Below are 16,123 nucleotides of genomic sequence, written 5' to 3'. Positions count from 1 at the left end.
TACCTAAATTAATACCTAAATTAAGAGCAACCTTATGTTTAAAAAATTAATTTTATTGTGTGCTTTAAGTATGCCGCTTGTAAGCTGCGCTGCTGATGCACCGTTTTCGGGCGGAATTTCCACTGATGTACTGCTAAGCGACTACGACAAGTTTAACGAACAATACAAAGCGTTTACGCCAACAGCACAAGACATTGCCCTAATGCAAAAGCTAGAAGGCAAAGAGCTTATTGTATTATTTGGTACGTGGTGCCACGACAGTGAGCGCGAAGTACCAAAGCTCATTAAGTTAATTGATGCGTCTAAAGTTGAACTTGCAAGCATTGAATATGTGGCCGTAGGTTACAACAAGCAAGACGATGCAGGCATTGCAGAAGCTCACGACTTGCAATACACCCCTACGTTTATAGTAAAAGACGATGGTAAAGAGTTAGTACGCGTAATTGAAAAGCCAACGGGTACATTGGCACAAGATTTAACACAGGGTTTGTAAATAGAGCTTGTTCGTATTTGGGGTTAACGATTTAGCAAATAGGTTTATAAGTTAGCTGGTGGGCTGTTATAGATAGCCTCTTAATATTTTAGGTGGAGGCCTTAACCCTTTGGCGTTTTATTTCTTGTATAAGAATGTGTTAATGTAATAGTAAATCGTAAGATCTATAAGTTAAGTGAAATTAATTAGATAGGTTGCACTATTTTTTTAAATATTATTTAATGATATGTATATTTAATAATTATTATAAAATTAGAGATAAAATGAATTTAGCGGAAACGGAAAACCTACAGCAACACTCTCGTAATCGGTATGAGCTGTTATTAGACGGACTTAAAGAAACTGAAGAGTTACATTATTTTCGATTTCTAGCAAAGAAATATAAATTTCATGTCTCAAATGACTGGCCAAAAACAATTAAAGAGATTCATCAAGATTTGATAAAGCCCAGCTCTATAAAGCCAGATGCTACTTTTAGAAATTTAGAGCTTTTAGTAGATCAAATAATAATGTCGGCTGATCAAGCATATAGAATATATGAAATTGATAGATTTACAGAAGATCAGATTACAGAGGCTCTTCTCCGATTCGAAACGGAATTTAAAGAAAGTGAACTATCAGAGATCTACCCATCTAAAATAAAAAGTGACTCTAAACATGATCAAGGAACTTTTTTAACTAAAATAAAACAATTCAAGCAAGGAGTCGCTTGTATTTATTCAACAATACTAGAAAAAACTGAGTTTGACAGAAAAACTAGAACTACATTCAGGGTTAAAACTCATCATTTTAGTACCATATTTATTCCTTTTGAAAAGAAAAGAATTGAAGTGAGAATACCTTCAAAAATGCCAAAAAATGAGCAAGATGATTGCTTTAGAAGTACATATAATGCTTTTTATGATTTAGTAGGTCTTCAAAAGGTTAATTTAAGAAATGCAAAAGAAATATCTTTCATTAAATGTATAGAGTCTCTTTATCAGGATAAAAAAGCCGGTCGAGCTGCTGCTGTAATTATGACTACTGATGAGCAAAGCAGTGATGCTAACTTATCAAATAAAACTGTAAAAAATTATTGTGCCAGGACTCAGGTTGTTCAAGATAATAGTGGCAAGAAGCATACTTATATATGCAGAGCTGTTAATATCAGATGGGAATTGCCCGATGAGAAGGTTTGTGAAATGCAAGTAAGTATAGAACCACATAAAAACCTGTGGGAGATTAAAATTTGTAATTCCATAAAAATTAAACATCCTGAATCATTCTATAAATTAGATAGGCTAATAACTGATGTCATCTCTCGAGCTTGAAAAACTCAATGAAGCACTAGATAAACAAAGGGTGAGAATAGCTAAGCTTAAGAAATTTAAACGATATGAAAATATTGAGATGTATGACAATTTTTTAAATTATGTGGAGCAAAATCCTACACGAAGTTATTATCCAATAAATAAAATATTGACAGCCTCTAAAAGTAATTCCATTGATAATGTTATTTCAATAGTCGAGTTCTTTTCTGCCTTTTTAGATATTCAATACTTTTATTTTAATTCTGACGATGGAGAAAACATTCTTATTTCAAGAGATTCTTACATAGAAGCAATGGAATTGGGAGAGGCACCTGTTGATATGATGACAGGCAACCACATAGAATATTATGACCATAAAAATATAAGTTTTTATTGTACATTGAATACGACTGAATATGGCTGTGATCGTAATGACTAGTTATCATCCTGAATTAAGTAGTGCTCACAAAAACAGACTTCTTTGTGTTTCTAAAAGAATGAGAGCAGATTCTTATGATGAGTTTGTCACTTTTCTAGAAAAAGACATATCAGAACAATTTGTTAGGATGGAGTCCGCATCTGATAAACACTATTGTGCCAAAGAAGATTCGATTACAAATGAACTTGCTGGGAATCTTATTAATTTAGGTTATGACGATGCTGATGAGCAAACAAAAAAAAATGGTGCAGTGGATCTGACAGTTAGTTCATCTGGCTATACTTGGATTGCGGAAGCAAAATTAGGGAAGTCAAATCCTCAAGTATTTGAAGGCTTACTTCAGCTAGTCACTAGGTATGTTAAAAGAGATAAGCAGGCAGGCTTATTAGTATATTGTCAAAAAGCAGGGGCAGTTACTTTTTTTACAAACTTTAGTAATTATTTAAAAAATAAAAAGTGGCAACAAAGTGCCACTATCGCAAAAGATGCTAAACAGTTACAGAAAATAAATAATTCATTTAATTCTTTAACTATTTCAAATAAAGAAGACTATAGCTTTGACTTGATAGTAAATAAACCGTCTGGAGTCGATTTAAAAGTTAAGTGTATTTGCTTAGATGTAGCTCATGAACCTATGGATGCAAGCGGAAGAGCCGCTAATAGTTTAAAGCTTGAAAATGCAAGGTTGGATTTAATTCAAATATTTGAAGATTGGAAAGAAACAGATTTTGAAGACTTAGATCAGGCTAAATTAAAAATAGCTTTAGGAGATTTCTTAGAAATTAAGGTTTAACTTATACAAAAATAGAAAGACTAAAGGGGGGTCAAGTTTTGATTTATACATTATACTTTACCTACCTTTGCTTCAGGCACATATACTACTTGTAAGTTGTAAGTTGTAAGTTGTAAGTTGTAAGTTGTAAGCATTATTCACTAAATAGGCTTTTTTCGAATGCTTGTGCGGCATGTGAAGAGGGTCTGTCTTTGTAGTGTAATTGGTATAATGGTCTTGATAACTCGACGTCATTTGGCTGTTCTAGCCGTGTTAATTTACCCAATTGTACTAAATCGTCTGTGACTACATTAGGCAATAAAGCAACGCCCATTCCTTGTGCTACTGCTCTTGCTATTGCTTCATTACTTCCGAGTTGCATACAGTTTTTTGCCGTAATACCGTGTTGCTGTAATAACTTAACCGACACCTCTAAAGTGCCCGAGCCAGGTTCGCGTAGTAACCAAAATTGATTGTTTAACCATGCTTTTACATTTTTAGCGGGTTTTAAATTGCTTGGTATAACCACACTCATTAAATCGTTTTGCCAGTGCTTACTAATAATGTGTGGCTCGGTGGGTGTGCCCTCAACCAGTGCTAAATCGATGGTGCATTCAAGTAGTGCGTGCTCAATTTGCGCAGTATTAGCCACTTGTACTTCTACTTTTATATGTGGGTACTGCGCGCAAAATTTAGCTAAGTAAGGAGGCAGCCAATAGCTGGCAATGGTGGTGCTGGTGCCTATAACCAATGTGCCGCGCTTAAGCCCTGTGCGCGATTTAATATCTTCAATGGCGGCTTTTTCTATGGCAAAAATACTACGCGCATGTTCAAAAAGCGCTTGCCCGCCTTCACTTAAAGTGAGTTTTTTGCCTTTAGATGCACGTTCAATAAGTTGAATATTTAATTGATACTCAAGCTCTTTTAGCGCTTTAGATACCGCAGGTTGGCTTATAAAAAGCGCCTCGGCTGCGCTTGAAAAACTACCAAGCTTTGCTACCGTATAAAACACCCTAAGTGCATGTAAATTCATTGCGCCTCTCAAATTACATAACCTTAAGTTATCGAATCATGATTTTAATATATTGGAGTTATATTTTGGCCTTTATTAAAATGAAGTCAACTAATTAGAGTTGTTTGATTGAGGGAATATTATGCTTAGCGCTATTAAAAATGGGTTACAGCCTTTAGGTGTTAACACTAAACAGTATGGTGACTCTCGCTGGTGGATTGGCATGTTACTGGTTATTGTACTTGCGGGCGTTGCTGTTGCGCTTAGTAAATTATCAATAATGCAAACTGCGCAATTTAGCTCACTCACTATTGGTATTGTGGTTGGTATTATTGTGGGTAACAGTATTTTTTCGGGTATAGCGACTCATACCGATGTGGGCGTTGATTACGCTAAAAGTATTTTGCTCAAAGCGGGCGTTGTGTTGTTTGGTTTTAGAATAACCTTTACGCAAGTAGCGGGCGTTGGTTGGAGTGGCTTACTAACTGACATTGTTATGCTTGTTGGTACATTTATATTAGCAATTCAACTTGGCAAACGTGTATTTAAGCTAGATGAGCAAACAACTATATTAATTGGCGCGGGTAGCTCTATTTGTGGCGCTGCAGCGGTGATGGCAACCGAGCCTGTTATAAAAGCACAGGCGCATAAAGTATCAGTAGCGGTAGCAACGGTGGTGGTGTTTGGTACGCTAAGCATGTTTGCCTACCCAATAATGTTTGAGTACATGGGATTGAGCGAACACGCATACGGTATTTTTGTAGGCTCAACCATTCATGAAGTAGCGCAAGTGGTTGCAGCGGGCACTGCGGTAAGCGCTAACGCGGCCGACACCGCAGTAATAGAAAAAATGCTAAGAGTGATGATGCTTGCGCCATTTTTAGTGGGTTTATCATTTTGGCAAAGTAAAAAAAGAGCAAAAGCAGGTGATGCAGCAAGCAGTGAGGGCGATAAATCAGGTATTACTATCCCTTGGTTTGCGGTGTTATTTATAGTGGCCAGTGGTGTGCATTCACTCTCTATTATTCCTCAAGTGACTACAAACGCAGTTGTTTGGTTTGATAATATATTACTCACCATTGCGATGGTGGCTTTGGGTTTACGCACACATGTTGGGGCAATTCGCCAAGCGGGTATTAAACCGCTGTTACTGGCACTGTGTTTATTTTTGTTTTTAACGTTAGGCGGCTTTGCCATTAATATAGGTATTGCTGAGCTGTTTTAAACGTTATTTGGTAAAAGTTGATTGGCTTAAATTGGCCAATCAACTTCGTTTAAGTCATCCAGCTGCGCGCTGGTATTTTTATTACCTTGCCATTTATTAGTGTAAATACCGAGCGGATCAAACTGTAACGTTTGTTTTTCAATATTAAAGTGCCTACCGCCACGCGGATCTACACCTACGCCCGCTATGTATTGCCAGTTGCCCCAGTTTGCGGCTACGTCGTAATCAATCAATTGCTGTTCAAAATAAGCCGCGCCATAGCGCCAATCAAGGCCAAGTTCGTTAACTAAACAACTTGCCGCAACTTGCCTTGCTCGGTTTGATATATAACCAGTGGCATTAAGCTCATTCATAATGGCATTGACCAATGGGAAGGGTGTTGAGCCATTACACCACGCAGCAAAGCGGTTTGGCATAAACGTTGTTAGGGGTTTGGTTTGTTTTTGGCCTTTAAAGCTAAATAAGCTGTTGCCCGCATTGAGTGCATGCCATTTAAAATACTCTCGCCATAGCAATTCAAACTTAATCCAATAAGTAGATTCGTTGACGATATGTTTATGTTCGTACTCTTCAACCGCTTTATAAACTTGCCGTGCACTTACACAGCCAAAGGCAAGCCAGGTACTAAATTTTGTGGTGTTATTAAAGCCATCAAGCTCGTTTCGAGTTGTTTTATAGGTACTTGGCAGTAAGCCCGAAAAGTACTGCGCTAAATGAGCTTGCGCACTTTTAAATCCGCCGTGCATTATCGCGTTGTTGTCATCAGTATGTTCAGTAAGCTCAATTGGTTTGGCCGCACATAATGTTATAGGTTGAGGGAGTAAACCTTCAGGTAACATTGAGAGAGTTATAGGTATATTGGCTGCCTCTACCTTTTTACGAAACGGCGTAAAGCTTTTAGGCAGCTCGTTTAAATTAAAAGGTAGGTCGCTTTGTTTAAATAGGGTGTCTTGCAGCACGCCTGTAAATTCTGTATTTGGGCAATGCGCTTTAAGTAAACTTATTTGGCGTTGCTCGTACAAACCGATTTGCTTGCTAAATACAACTTCATCAATGTTTAGATCATTTATACGCGCTTTTAAAAGCGCTATTGGTTCACCTTCAAGCACGTGCAGTGTTTGTCCGCGTTCAATAAGCGTCTGCTGTAGCTCAAATAAGCTTTGCATTAAAAACTGTTGTTTATGCACGCCATATGGTTTTTGTTGGTAGTTATTATTTTTGAACCAATGCGGATTTATTACAAATACAATATCGAGTGCGCATTGCTGCGACGCAAGATCACTAAAAATAGGGTTGTCGTCTATTCGTAAATCGTTTTGTAGCCAATATAAAATGCGTTTGCTCATACTTATGCTCTGGTTTTTGTAAATCATTAACTTTACGAAGTAAAAGCCGGTAGGGATTAGTCAGCTGCAAGTTTTAGTAATGAAGCGGTGAGCAAGTATTACTTACTCACCTGCTTAGGTTTTATTTAACTGGTTTGGTCGTGTTAGTGAGGTTAATAGATACATAAGCAATTAAATACACAAATACGCTAAGCGGTAAACTACAAATAAATAAAGCAATTTTGTACTTTTTAGCAATAGATGGTTTAGGCAATATGATTGCAAAAAGCATATTCATTGCTAACCAAAAAATAGTAACGAGTGGTGATAGCGTTGTTTTAGCGCTTGATAAATCACACGTGCCGAATGAAATACTGGCAATAGATGCGTTACCTATTTCAATACATTGCGCATTACCTATTAGACTGATGGTAACTAATGTTGTAATTAATAATAGTGCTAGCGGCAGTAAATGTTTCATATTTTTTCCTTAATTATTTAATTTTATGGGTCGCTCTACAGCGCCTAAATAAATTAAAACGTTAGGTAAAAAATAACGATAATAAAGCTGTTAACTAGTTATTATAAAGTTATAACCACGATATTACCTCGGTTATAACTTTAATAAATCATTGCTATTCAGTGGGTTGTGATTTAACTTCTGCTATGAGCTGATAACCTCGCTTCATTACAGACTTTATATATTTGGGGTTTTTTGTGTCGTTATCGTTAAGGGCTACACGTAGTTTGCTAATAACTCGCCTAACTGCAGTGTCGGTTACTATTTGATTCTCCCATACATTATTATGTAACTCTTCTAGGCTAACTATCCTTGGTTGTTGTTCAACTAAATAGCTTAGTACCTGCATGCATTTAGGCTCTAATGTGAAGTGGTTATCTTCTTTAATTAAGGCCTGTTGCATGCTGTCAAAAGTGTACTCACCAATTATTAGCTGCTTAACGCTCGGTTTTTCTATAACAGGTTCCGCGCAATCATGGTTAGGTTGGGCTTTGTTTTTTGCGGTGTTTGAATGTTTTTTATAAATGCGAGATACCATCATTCCAGTTAAATTCATTAATAGTACTAACGGGCTCAGTGGGAACGTACAAAGAAAAAGTAAATATTTAAATCCCACGTGTATATTTGGTTTATTAAGCATTTGCCCAAATAACACGTTTAAAAGCATCCATATAATAAAATAAGGCGTAAGGGAAATTGAATCTGTTTGCTCCCCACAAACGCCATATTTTACGCCCTCTATGTAGTTTGATGCGTCTAAACAAAACGCATTAGCTTGGCTGCTAAATAAAATGAGTGGTATGAAAATAATGATTTGTTTCATTAAAAAGTCCATTTAGAAAGAGGCGGTAAATAATACCGCCTCCTTTAATGTTAAATAGCCGATTTTTGCTCTGCTATCCAATCGTTTATTACATCCTCAAGTACTGACATAGGCAATGAACCTTGGCCGATTACGGTGTCGTGAAAGCTGCGAATATCAAACTTAGCACCTAGTTCTTGTTCAGCTTTTGCGCGTAGTTCGCGTATTTTTAGCTCCCCCATTTTGTACGAAAGCGCTTGGCCTGGCCATGATATATAACGATCTATTTGATCCTCCACCGCGCTTTGTGGCAATGCAGTGTGATCTGCCAAGTAGTCTATTGCCTTTTGGCGGCTCCAGCCAAATGCATGAATACCTGTATCAACAACAAGCCTCACTGCGCGCCACATTTCGTAACCTAAACGACCAAAGTCGCTATAAGGGTTTTGATAAAAGCCGGCTTCTTTGCCTAAGCGCTCGGTGTAAAGCGCCCAGCCTTCGCCAAATGCTGAGTGGCTAAGTGTGCGTCTAAACTGGGGCACGTCTAACTCCATTGCAATGGCGTTTTGTAAATGATGCCCTGGTATTGCTTCGTGTAGGCTAAGTGCTTCTAAATTATATAAAGGTTGTAGCTTAGGTGTTGAGGCTAAAAAATAAGTACCCGGTGAGCGATTATCAGCCGGTGGCATATAAAACGCGCCACGACTCGCTGAGCCTTTTATTGTAAAGGTGTTACGTGGTAAATGGCCAAAGTAGGTGGGTAACTTGCCATACATTTTTTGCGTTATAAAAGCTGTTTTTTCAAGCAAGTCTTGCGCGTCTGTTGCGTAAAATTGCTCATCGGTTGCTAAAAATTCTAAAAACTCAGCATAAGTGCCATCAAAGCTTACTTTATCAATAATGTTTTGCATTTGCGTTTTTATACGCGCCACTTCTTTTAAGCCAAGCTCGTGTATTTGCTTGGGTGTTGCATTGGTTGTGGTGTAATAATTTACCGCATATTTATAATACTCAAGCCCGCCTTTAACGCTTGAAATACCTGGCTCTGCTCTACAGTTAGGCATGTAATCGTTTTCAAAAAAGTCGTAAAAGTGCTGATAAGCTGGTACTACTTTTGAGCTAATTAAGGCTTTTGCTTTATTTTGGTATGTGGCCTTTTGCTCTGCTGTAAACGTATTTGGTATACGTGTAAAAGGCTCGTATAAGGCACTGTTTTCAGATTGCTTAACTATATGAGCGTTAATGCTCTGGCTGTAATTTTCAAATGTTTTGCAGTAGTGCGTATACCCCAGTTCAATTCCTTCCTTCATCAAGTTAATGTTTTCTTGATTAAAGCGAGGGTAGTCGGCAAGGCTTACTAAAAATGCGTTGTAATCATCAGGTGTTAAAAATGCCATATTAGCCGGTGCTTCGGCAAAGTAGGTATGCCAGCCACTTAAAAAGTTAACCTGAAAATACTTATCTTGAAAAAGGTAACTTTGCTGCTCTGTTTCTCGCTCGTATTTAAATAAACGGTAGTTCATTAACTGCGAGCTGCTCAGCGTTTTAGGATCTATTTTACTTAAGTTTTTTAATACATTGTTATTATAAGCTTGGCGCTTTGCAATGGCTTGTTCGGTCCAATTTGGTAATGTACCACTGGGTTTCCAACCATCAGGGTCGGTACGAAAGAATATTTTTTCGGCTTTTGCATTTTGCCAATGGTTATCAATAATGGTTTTTAAATCTGCATTGCTATCGGCTGCGCTCGGCAGTGATGCTACAGCTAAGCAAATAGCTAAAATTGTTTTTTTGAACATATTATTCTCATTTTTAGCGCGTTAATTTTTATTAGTGTACGCACATTTATCATTTTTGTTTTTAATATAGTACCAAGTTAACTTTATTAATGCGCTTACTTTTATAACCAGTATCAATTGGTTTTACTTTTTGATTGAACAAATTTCACCGCTGAAGTGAGTGGGCCACTAGTTTATTGTTTTATCAGCGTTTAGAATGATTAAAACTAATTACAATAAAAGACCGTCATGTTTAATAAAGTAATAACGCTGATTGATGAAGCTAATAACCAAGACCCTAATACTGAGCAGCACAATGGGCAAAGCTTTCCAAAAGAAAGCTTATACGGCTTGCGTATGAGCGAAATGCTAACTCGTTTTAAACCAGATGCCGATGAACTCATGCAAGTTGCAGTGCGTGCACAGCATATTCAGCGTTGGAAGTCGCCACGTAGTGACTTTGAAATGAACAAGCAGGGTTATCATCAATGGCGCAGCGCACTTTATATTTTTCATGCGTCACTAGCCGTTGAATTAATGAAACAAGCTGGGTTTAACGATACGGACCAAAACCGTGTTTATAACGCTGTTGCTAAAAAAGATATTAAGCGCAATCCAGATAGCCAATTAGTAGAAGATGTAGCGAGTTTGGTGTTTATTGAACACTACATGCTTGGGTTTGCCAATGCAAAACCAGATTACAATGAAGAAAAATGGATTGGTATTATTCGCCGCACATGGCAAAAAATGTCAGATGAAGCCCATGAGTTTGTACTTACAGGTAATATTACATTACCAGATCCACTTGTTGGGCTTATTCATAAAGCGCTTGAGTAAAGTAGTGTAAGCTAGGTATTAAAATAAAAAGGATTTTTAGAATGTTATGCCCACGTACAAATGCCTCTCTTGAGCCGTTATTAATTGGCGGTATTACTGTTTACACTTCAGTGCAAGGTGGCGTATTTTTTGATAACAGCCAAATTTTTAAGTTTAGCTCGCCAGAGTTAAAGCACGGTCAGGTATTACTTAAACACTTAAGTAACTATATTGAAGGTGAGGGCGATGTCTCAATGCGAGTAAATTGTCCTAAATGCCCAAGTATTGTGATGATGCGCCGGTATTTTTCACCGCTTAAAGTGGTTGAAATAGACGAATGCCCAGGTTGTGCAGGCATATGGCTTGATAGCGGTGAACTGGCAAAAATACACGAAAACCATTTAACACCTAAAGAGCGAAAGCTATTAGCTCATGAAATGGCAACCAATCATGGCTTTATAACTATTAAATCACCTACTTCTAGGTTTATGCCAACTAATAAAAATAAAAGTGCACATGAAGCCACGGTGGAAAACTTAGTGCGCTTAGCTTTACTTGGTTTGTAACTCTTAATAACATATTAAAACAAAAACGGCGTACTAAAAAGTACGCCGTTTTTATTGTAATAAACTAACGCTTGAAAAGTTTATTTATTACGGTTTTCTTTAGCAAATGCACGTATTTTACGCTTTTGCGACAGTGTTACTTTATTAACACGACCAGCAAATGGGTTTTCACCTTCTCTAAATTCGATTTTAATAGGTGTGCCCATAATTTTAAGCGCTTTACGGTAGTAGTTCATCAGGTAGCGTTTATAACTATCTGGTAAATCTTTAACTTGGTTACCGTGAATAACAATACGTGGTGGGTTATAACCACCGGCATGCGCATATTTGAGCTTAACACGACGACCACGAACAAGTGGCGGCTGGTGATCGGCTTGAGCCATGTCCATAATACGACGTAACATTGCAGTACTTATACGTTTAGTAGCTGATTCATACGCTTCGTCAACAGACTCGAATAAATGACCAACACCTGTACCGTGTAGTGCAGATATAAAGTGTAGGCGTGCAAAGTCAATAAAGCCTAAACGGCGATCGAGCTCTGATTTAATACGATCTTTAACGTAATCGTCTAAGCCATCCCATTTGTTCACTGCAATTACCAATGAACGACCTGAGTTAAGAGCAAAGCCTAATAAGCTTAAATCTTGATCTGAAATACCATCGCGAGCATCAACAATCAATAACACAACGTTACAATCTTCGATTGCTTGAAGCGTTTTAATTACTGAGAACTTTTCAACAACGTCGCTTACTTTTTTACGCTTACGAACACCTGCGGTGTCAATTAACACATACTCTTTTTCATTTCGAGTCATCGGAATGTAGATAGAGTCACGTGTTGTACCTGGCATGTCGTATACAATTACGCGATCTTCACCCAGTATACGGTTTGTAAGCGTTGACTTACCAACGTTAGGGCGACCAATAATTGCAAGCTTTACAGGTTTGTCTGCAAATGCCTGGTGATCGGTATCGCTGTCTTCATCTTCTTCGTAAAGATTAATAAGCTCTTCGTCATCGCCTGTTACGTCTTCGTCTTGTGCAGCTAATTCAGCAATAAGCGGCTGAAGTGTTTGCTCAAGTAATAACGTAATACCACGGCCATGCGATGCAGCAATGTGATGAATTTCACCTAATGATAATTGGTAAAATTCAGCACAGTTTGAATCTGCATCAATACCATCGGTTTTATTGGCAACAACAAAACACTTTTTATCTTGTTTACGCAAGTGATTAGCAATTGCTTGGTCAGCTACGGTCATACCTACACGAGCATCTACTAAAAACAGAACAATGTCGGCTTCTTCAATAGCTAGCAGAGATTGATCTGCCATTTCGATTTCGATGCCTTCTTCTGAGCCATCAATACCGCCCGTGTCTACCACGATAAATTCATAGCCATCGTAACTAGCTTGGCCATATTTTCTATCTCGTGTTAAACCTGGAAAATCGGCTACGAGTGCATCACGAGTACGTGTTAAACGGTTAAATAATGTGGATTTGCCCACATTGGGTCGCCCAACTAGAGCGATCACGGGAAGCATAAACTACCTCTTTAAAAAACAACAAAAGGCTTCGCAGTGCGAAGCCTTAAAAAAACCATATGACTATTAGTAACTTAGTTTGGTATTTTTACCATACTAACTTCACCATCACGGGTGTATAAAATTAGCTTATCGTCGGCAACAACTGGCTCAACAAAAAAGCCCGAGCTGTCAAAGTCTTCACGAGATACTAGCTCGCCAGTTTCTTTATTTAGCCAATGTAGGTTACCTTCTTGGTCGCCTAAAGCTAAGTGGCTACCTGCAACTGCAGGGCCTGTTAGGTACCAACCGCGTAGAGCGGGTTGGCTCCAACGTTCAATACCTGAATTTTTATCTAATGCGTAAATAACACCATCGCTATCTACTAAATAAATTGTTTGTGCATCCATCGCAATTTCGCGGTAGCTGCTGTACTCGCGTTTCCATACAACATTGCCAGAGCGAATATCTACAGCGGCTAAGTTGCCGTTGTAAGCTATAGCGTAAGCGTATGGACCACTAATAAGTGGTTGAGTGTCTACGTCAACTAGGCGTTCAAATTCTGATGCGCCTTTAGCAACCGCAATTTCTGCGCTCCATGCTGAGTAACCACTGTCTGAAATTAATACGCTTAGCTTGCCTGTTTCAAGGCCTACTAATACACCACCGTTAGCAACGGTTGGCGAGCTTTGTCCGCGTAATGTTAGTGGTGGAACTTCTTGTTCAAAGCTCCAACGCTCTTCGCCTGTATCTGGGTGAAGGGCTAACAATTTACCAGAGCCTAAATTTACAAATATTAAGCCATCGCCTGCTGTTGGTTTAGACAGAGATTCGCCTGGTACGTTTTTACGCCAAACTTCTTCACCAGTTTCGCGATCAAGAGCAATAATAAAGCCGTGTTCAGAACCAATATAAATTTTACCATAGGCTTGCAAAATACCACCTGATAATTTTGCATTACCGTTGTCAGCCCAAGGCCAAAACGATAAATCTTGGCGTACATCGGTTTCCCATTTTGTATCGCCATTATCAAGCGAAAGCGCTTCTACTTGGCCTTCGCGGCTAGCAACATACACAGTATCTTTGTAAACTGCGGGTGTTAAACGAGAAAAATAATGCTCTACGCCATCACCTACAGATTCTTGCCAAACAACGTCAGTTTCAAATTGGTTTACAATTTCAGGAAGTACTAGTTCATCTTCATCATCACTTGATGAACAACCCATCAATGTTGCCATACATAGGGCAAGGGCTGCTGTTGTAAATTTTTTCATGCCTAAAACCTTATGCCGCTGGGCTAGTTACTGCTAGGTCATCTAACTTAATTTGTAATAGTGGGTTACTTGTTAATCCACCCGCATCTATTGCTGCTTGGTATGCAGTACGTGCTTGATCTTTATTACCTTGCTCAGTGTAAATATCGCCTTTAAGCTCGGCCACGTTTGCATTGAACGCTTCAGGTAATGGTGCATTTAATGTTGTTAATGCATCGTCATATTTAGTTTGCGCAATTTGAACACGTGCTAAACGTGTAATCGCAATTGCTTTTAATTCTGTATTTGGCGTATTAGACACAACCCAGCTTAGCTTTTCGCTTGCTACGTCTAGTTTTTTCGCTTCTACTGCGTCTTTTGCAGCAACGAATGCAGCAAGTGTTGCGTAGTTTGTGTCTTTATTTTCGCTAATAAACGCATCAGCTGAAGATAATACATCATCGCTTTCAACAAGTGTTGTATATGAATCTGATGCTTTTTCAGCGGTAGTAATTTGGTTTTGGTTATATGCTTTCCAGCCATATAAGCCACCTAGGCCAACAAGTATACCTAGCGCAAGTGAAATGCCGTTTTCACGGAAAAAGCGTTTAATGGCTTCTGCTTGTTGTTCTTCTGTTGAATAAATGTCCATTCTTACCTCTAATGTTCGCTTAGCCGTTAATAAGCTCAGCTAATAGCGCTTTAGCTTGTTCTAATTCTAATGTGACTTGTTCTTTACGCTCGCGTAAATACTTGATGGTCACAACGCCTTTTTCTAATTCATCTTCGCCAATAATCACTGCAACAAGTGCATCGCTTTTATCAGCACGTTTTAATTGTTTTTTAAAGTTGCCGCCGCCCGCATGTACCATAACGCGCAAACCCGGTACGTCTTTGCGTAGTTGCGCTGCAATTGCAGGTGCTTGAATGCTTGCTTTGTCGCCCATTGCTGCTAAATATACATCAGCATTACGACGAATGTCACCTACACACTCAAGTGCTTGTAGTAATAATACTAAGCGCTCTAGACCCATTGCAAAACCAACTGCTGGCGTTGCTTTGCCGCCAAGTTGTTCAACTAAGCCATCGTAACGTCCGCCAGCACATACAGTGCCTTGTGCACCTAAACTGTCGGTTACCCATTCAAATACAGTGCGGTTGTAGTAGTCTAAACCACGTACTAACTTTTCATTAACCGTATATGAGACGCCAGCAGCGTCTAAACGTTCACATAAATTTGCAAAATGTTCTTTTGATTCAGCATCTAAATTTTCAGACAATTTAGGCGCATCAGTTAAAATTGCTTGTACGTCTGGATTTTTGCTATCAAGTACGCGTAATGGGTTTGAATACATACGACGTTTTGAGTCTTCATCAAGCACATCAATGTGTTGCTCAAGGTAGGCTACTAACGCATCACGGTAATCTGCACGCGCTTCGTTAGACCCTAAAGAATTTAGCTCTAAACGAACGTGGTCAGTAATACCAAAGGCTTCCCATAGTTGCGCTGTTAATAAAATAACTTCTGCGTCTATATCTGCTGTAGCAATACCAAATGTTTCTAAACCAAATTGGTGAAACTGACGGTAACGACCTTTTTGCGGACGCTCGTGACGAAACATTGGACCCATGTACCAAAGGCGTTGTTCTTGGTTGTATAGTAAGCCATTTTGGTTGCCAGCACGTACGCATACTGCGGTGCCTTCTGGGCGAAGTGTTAATAAGTCGCCATTGCGATCGGCAAAGGTGTACATTTCTTTTTCTACTATATCGGTAACTTCACCAATAGAGCGTTTAAATAAGTCGGTTGATTCTACAATAGGAAAACGAATTTCTTGATAACCGAACGATGCTACTGTCTCGCGTAAAATGTTTTCTACTTTCTGCCAAACTTGTGTATCGCCCGGCAGACAATCGTTCATACCGCGAACTGCCTGAATTTGTTTTGCCACTGATAAATCCTAAATGCTGTTTTTTTGTGTAATGAAAAATGCTTACACAACAAGAATGCTAAAAATTGACCCGTCATTATATACCCAAATGACCCCATGATGCGAGTTTCAGTTGGAATTAAAAGCGATTTAGGCAAGGCATTGATTGAAAGTAATAGTGGTTCTATTGTTAAAATCAATAACGCAGTATAAATCGCTTTTAAACCAACCCGTTGGGCGGTTCACAGACACTTACTCTCATCGTTGTTACTTTTTAAAAGGGATTGCCATTCTTGCAAAGTAACGCCTTGATATTAAGAGCCTGTGAAACGCTGAATTCTGTATCTTGGGGTCGTTTGGGTATCCACTAGCTATA

General features: G+C 38.7%; 16 protein-coding genes. 7 read left to right on the top strand and 9 right to left on the bottom strand.

Going from position 1 to position 16,123, the window contains the following annotated elements; all coding sequences use genetic code 11:
- The first annotated feature begins 34 nt into the window (after positions 1–34).
- The 4 genes from I6F48_RS16035 (at position 35) to I6F48_RS16020 (ending at position 3,014) form a co-directional block, all read left to right on the top strand.
- Complete coding sequence (locus I6F48_RS16035; protein WP_197119815.1) at positions 35–493, top strand: TlpA family protein disulfide reductase; 459 nt, start codon at positions 35–37, stop codon at positions 491–493.
- Positions 494–756: 263 nt separating this feature from the next.
- Positions 757–1,803, top strand: a complete 1,047-nt coding sequence (locus tag I6F48_RS16030) for a hypothetical protein (RefSeq protein WP_197119814.1) — start codon at positions 757–759, stop codon at positions 1,801–1,803.
- Positions 1,784–2,221 (top strand): hypothetical protein, encoded by a 438-nt coding sequence (locus tag I6F48_RS16025; protein ID WP_197119813.1) that lies wholly within the window; start codon positions 1,784–1,786, stop codon positions 2,219–2,221. The genes I6F48_RS16030 and I6F48_RS16025 overlap by 20 nt, the downstream gene beginning before the upstream one ends.
- Complete coding sequence (locus I6F48_RS16020; RefSeq protein ID WP_197119812.1) at positions 2,199–3,014, top strand: hypothetical protein; 816 nt, start codon at positions 2,199–2,201, stop codon at positions 3,012–3,014. Before I6F48_RS16025 ends, I6F48_RS16020 begins: the two co-directional genes overlap by 23 nt.
- A 133-nt stretch (positions 3,015–3,147) precedes the next feature.
- Here the strand turns inward: I6F48_RS16020 and I6F48_RS16015 are convergent, their stop codons facing one another.
- Entirely contained in the window at positions 3,148–4,026 is an 879-nt protein-coding gene (locus I6F48_RS16015; protein ID WP_165740659.1) for a LysR family transcriptional regulator, read from the bottom strand.
- A 121-nt stretch (positions 4,027–4,147) separates the two neighbouring features.
- On the opposite strand from I6F48_RS16015, the gene I6F48_RS16010 reads away from it, so the two are divergent.
- Complete coding sequence (locus tag I6F48_RS16010; protein WP_197119811.1) at positions 4,148–5,230, top strand: YeiH family protein; 1,083 nt, start codon at positions 4,148–4,150, stop codon at positions 5,228–5,230.
- 26 nt (positions 5,231–5,256) lie between these two features.
- On the opposite strand, the gene I6F48_RS16005 is transcribed toward I6F48_RS16010, so the two are convergent.
- The 4 genes from I6F48_RS16005 to I6F48_RS15990 form a co-directional block, all read right to left on the bottom strand.
- Positions 5,257–6,576 carry a DASH family cryptochrome gene (locus I6F48_RS16005; protein ID WP_197119810.1) on the bottom strand — a complete coding sequence of 440 codons (1,320 nt, stop codon included), beginning with the start codon at positions 6,574–6,576 and terminating at the stop codon, positions 5,257–5,259.
- Between the two features lie 121 nt (positions 6,577–6,697).
- On the bottom strand, positions 6,698–7,036 hold the full coding sequence (locus tag I6F48_RS16000) for a transcriptional regulator (protein WP_165728760.1): 339 nt from the start codon (positions 7,034–7,036) through the stop codon (positions 6,698–6,700).
- 154 nt (positions 7,037–7,190) lie between these two features.
- Entirely contained in the window at positions 7,191–7,898 is a 708-nt protein-coding gene (locus I6F48_RS15995) for a winged helix-turn-helix domain-containing protein (protein WP_165728759.1), read from the bottom strand.
- Positions 7,899–7,948: 50 nt separating this feature from the next.
- Positions 7,949–9,676: a DUF885 domain-containing protein gene (locus I6F48_RS15990; RefSeq protein ID WP_197119809.1), complete on the bottom strand. Its 1,728-nt coding sequence runs from the start codon at positions 9,674–9,676 to the stop codon at positions 7,949–7,951.
- 228 nt (positions 9,677–9,904) lie between these two features.
- On the opposite strand from I6F48_RS15990, the gene I6F48_RS15985 reads away from it, so the two are divergent.
- Entirely contained in the window at positions 9,905–10,492 is a 588-nt protein-coding gene (locus I6F48_RS15985) for a DUF4202 domain-containing protein (RefSeq protein ID WP_166379210.1), read from the top strand.
- A 41-nt stretch (positions 10,493–10,533) separates the two neighbouring features.
- Positions 10,534–11,037, top strand: coding sequence for a TFIIB-type zinc ribbon-containing protein (locus I6F48_RS15980; RefSeq protein ID WP_165728756.1), 504 nt, complete (start codon positions 10,534–10,536; stop codon positions 11,035–11,037).
- Positions 11,038–11,117: 80 nt separating this feature from the next.
- Here the strand turns inward: I6F48_RS15980 and der are convergent, their stop codons facing one another.
- From der to hisS, 4 genes are all read right to left on the bottom strand, one after another.
- Positions 11,118–12,584 carry a ribosome biogenesis GTPase Der gene (gene der, locus I6F48_RS15975; RefSeq protein ID WP_024592997.1) on the bottom strand — a complete coding sequence of 489 codons (1,467 nt, stop codon included), beginning with the start codon at positions 12,582–12,584 and terminating at the stop codon, positions 11,118–11,120.
- A gap of 74 nt (positions 12,585–12,658) precedes the next feature.
- The gene (gene bamB, locus I6F48_RS15970) at positions 12,659–13,837 is read right to left on the bottom strand and encodes an outer membrane protein assembly factor BamB (protein WP_007583433.1); all 1,179 of its coding nucleotides are present in this window, start codon (positions 13,835–13,837) and stop codon (positions 12,659–12,661) included.
- A 10-nt stretch (positions 13,838–13,847) separates the two neighbouring features.
- Entirely contained in the window at positions 13,848–14,468 is a 621-nt protein-coding gene (locus tag I6F48_RS15965) for a YfgM family protein (protein WP_165740736.1), read from the bottom strand.
- Between the two features lie 19 nt (positions 14,469–14,487).
- Positions 14,488–15,768 carry a histidine--tRNA ligase gene (gene hisS / locus I6F48_RS15960; protein ID WP_007583429.1) on the bottom strand — a complete coding sequence of 427 codons (1,281 nt, stop codon included), beginning with the start codon at positions 15,766–15,768 and terminating at the stop codon, positions 14,488–14,490.
- Positions 15,769–16,123: the final 355 nt, after the last annotated feature.

It is taken from the genome of Pseudoalteromonas sp. SWYJ118, from assembly GCF_015864505.1.
GTDB lineage: Bacteria > Pseudomonadota > Gammaproteobacteria > Enterobacterales > Alteromonadaceae > Pseudoalteromonas > Pseudoalteromonas arctica.
The sequence above is the reverse complement of the archived record's forward strand: the minus strand, read 5'-3'. Positions and strand labels throughout refer to the sequence as shown.

What these genes read in the sequence shown, in the direction of transcription:
- I6F48_RS16035 (WP_197119815.1), top strand. Translation starts at nt 35, where the DNA reads ATGTTTAAAAAATTAATTTTATTGTGTGCTTTAAGTATGCCGCTTGTA.
- I6F48_RS16030 (WP_197119814.1), top strand. Translation starts at nt 757, where the DNA reads ATGAATTTAGCGGAAACGGAAAACCTACAGCAACACTCTCGTAATCGG.
- I6F48_RS16025 (WP_197119813.1), top strand. Translation starts at nt 1,784, where the DNA reads ATGTCATCTCTCGAGCTTGAAAAACTCAATGAAGCACTAGATAAACAA.
- I6F48_RS16020 (WP_197119812.1), top strand. Translation starts at nt 2,199, where the DNA reads ATGGCTGTGATCGTAATGACTAGTTATCATCCTGAATTAAGTAGTGCT.
- I6F48_RS16015 (WP_165740659.1), bottom strand. Translation starts at nt 4,026, where the DNA reads ATGAATTTACATGCACTTAGGGTGTTTTATACGGTAGCAAAGCTTGGT.
- I6F48_RS16010 (WP_197119811.1), top strand. Translation starts at nt 4,148, where the DNA reads ATGCTTAGCGCTATTAAAAATGGGTTACAGCCTTTAGGTGTTAACACT.
- I6F48_RS16005 (WP_197119810.1), bottom strand. Translation starts at nt 6,576, where the DNA reads ATGAGCAAACGCATTTTATATTGGCTACAAAACGATTTACGAATAGAC.
- I6F48_RS16000 (WP_165728760.1), bottom strand. Translation starts at nt 7,036, where the DNA reads ATGAAACATTTACTGCCGCTAGCACTATTATTAATTACAACATTAGTT.
- I6F48_RS15995 (WP_165728759.1), bottom strand. Translation starts at nt 7,898, where the DNA reads ATGAAACAAATCATTATTTTCATACCACTCATTTTATTTAGCAGCCAA.
- I6F48_RS15990 (WP_197119809.1), bottom strand. Translation starts at nt 9,676, where the DNA reads ATGTTCAAAAAAACAATTTTAGCTATTTGCTTAGCTGTAGCATCACTG.
- I6F48_RS15985 (WP_166379210.1), top strand. Translation starts at nt 9,905, where the DNA reads ATGTTTAATAAAGTAATAACGCTGATTGATGAAGCTAATAACCAAGAC.
- I6F48_RS15980 (WP_165728756.1), top strand. Translation starts at nt 10,534, where the DNA reads ATGTTATGCCCACGTACAAATGCCTCTCTTGAGCCGTTATTAATTGGC.
- der (WP_024592997.1), bottom strand. Translation starts at nt 12,584, where the DNA reads ATGCTTCCCGTGATCGCTCTAGTTGGGCGACCCAATGTGGGCAAATCC.
- bamB (WP_007583433.1), bottom strand. Translation starts at nt 13,837, where the DNA reads ATGAAAAAATTTACAACAGCAGCCCTTGCCCTATGTATGGCAACATTG.
- I6F48_RS15965 (WP_165740736.1), bottom strand. Translation starts at nt 14,468, where the DNA reads ATGGACATTTATTCAACAGAAGAACAACAAGCAGAAGCCATTAAACGC.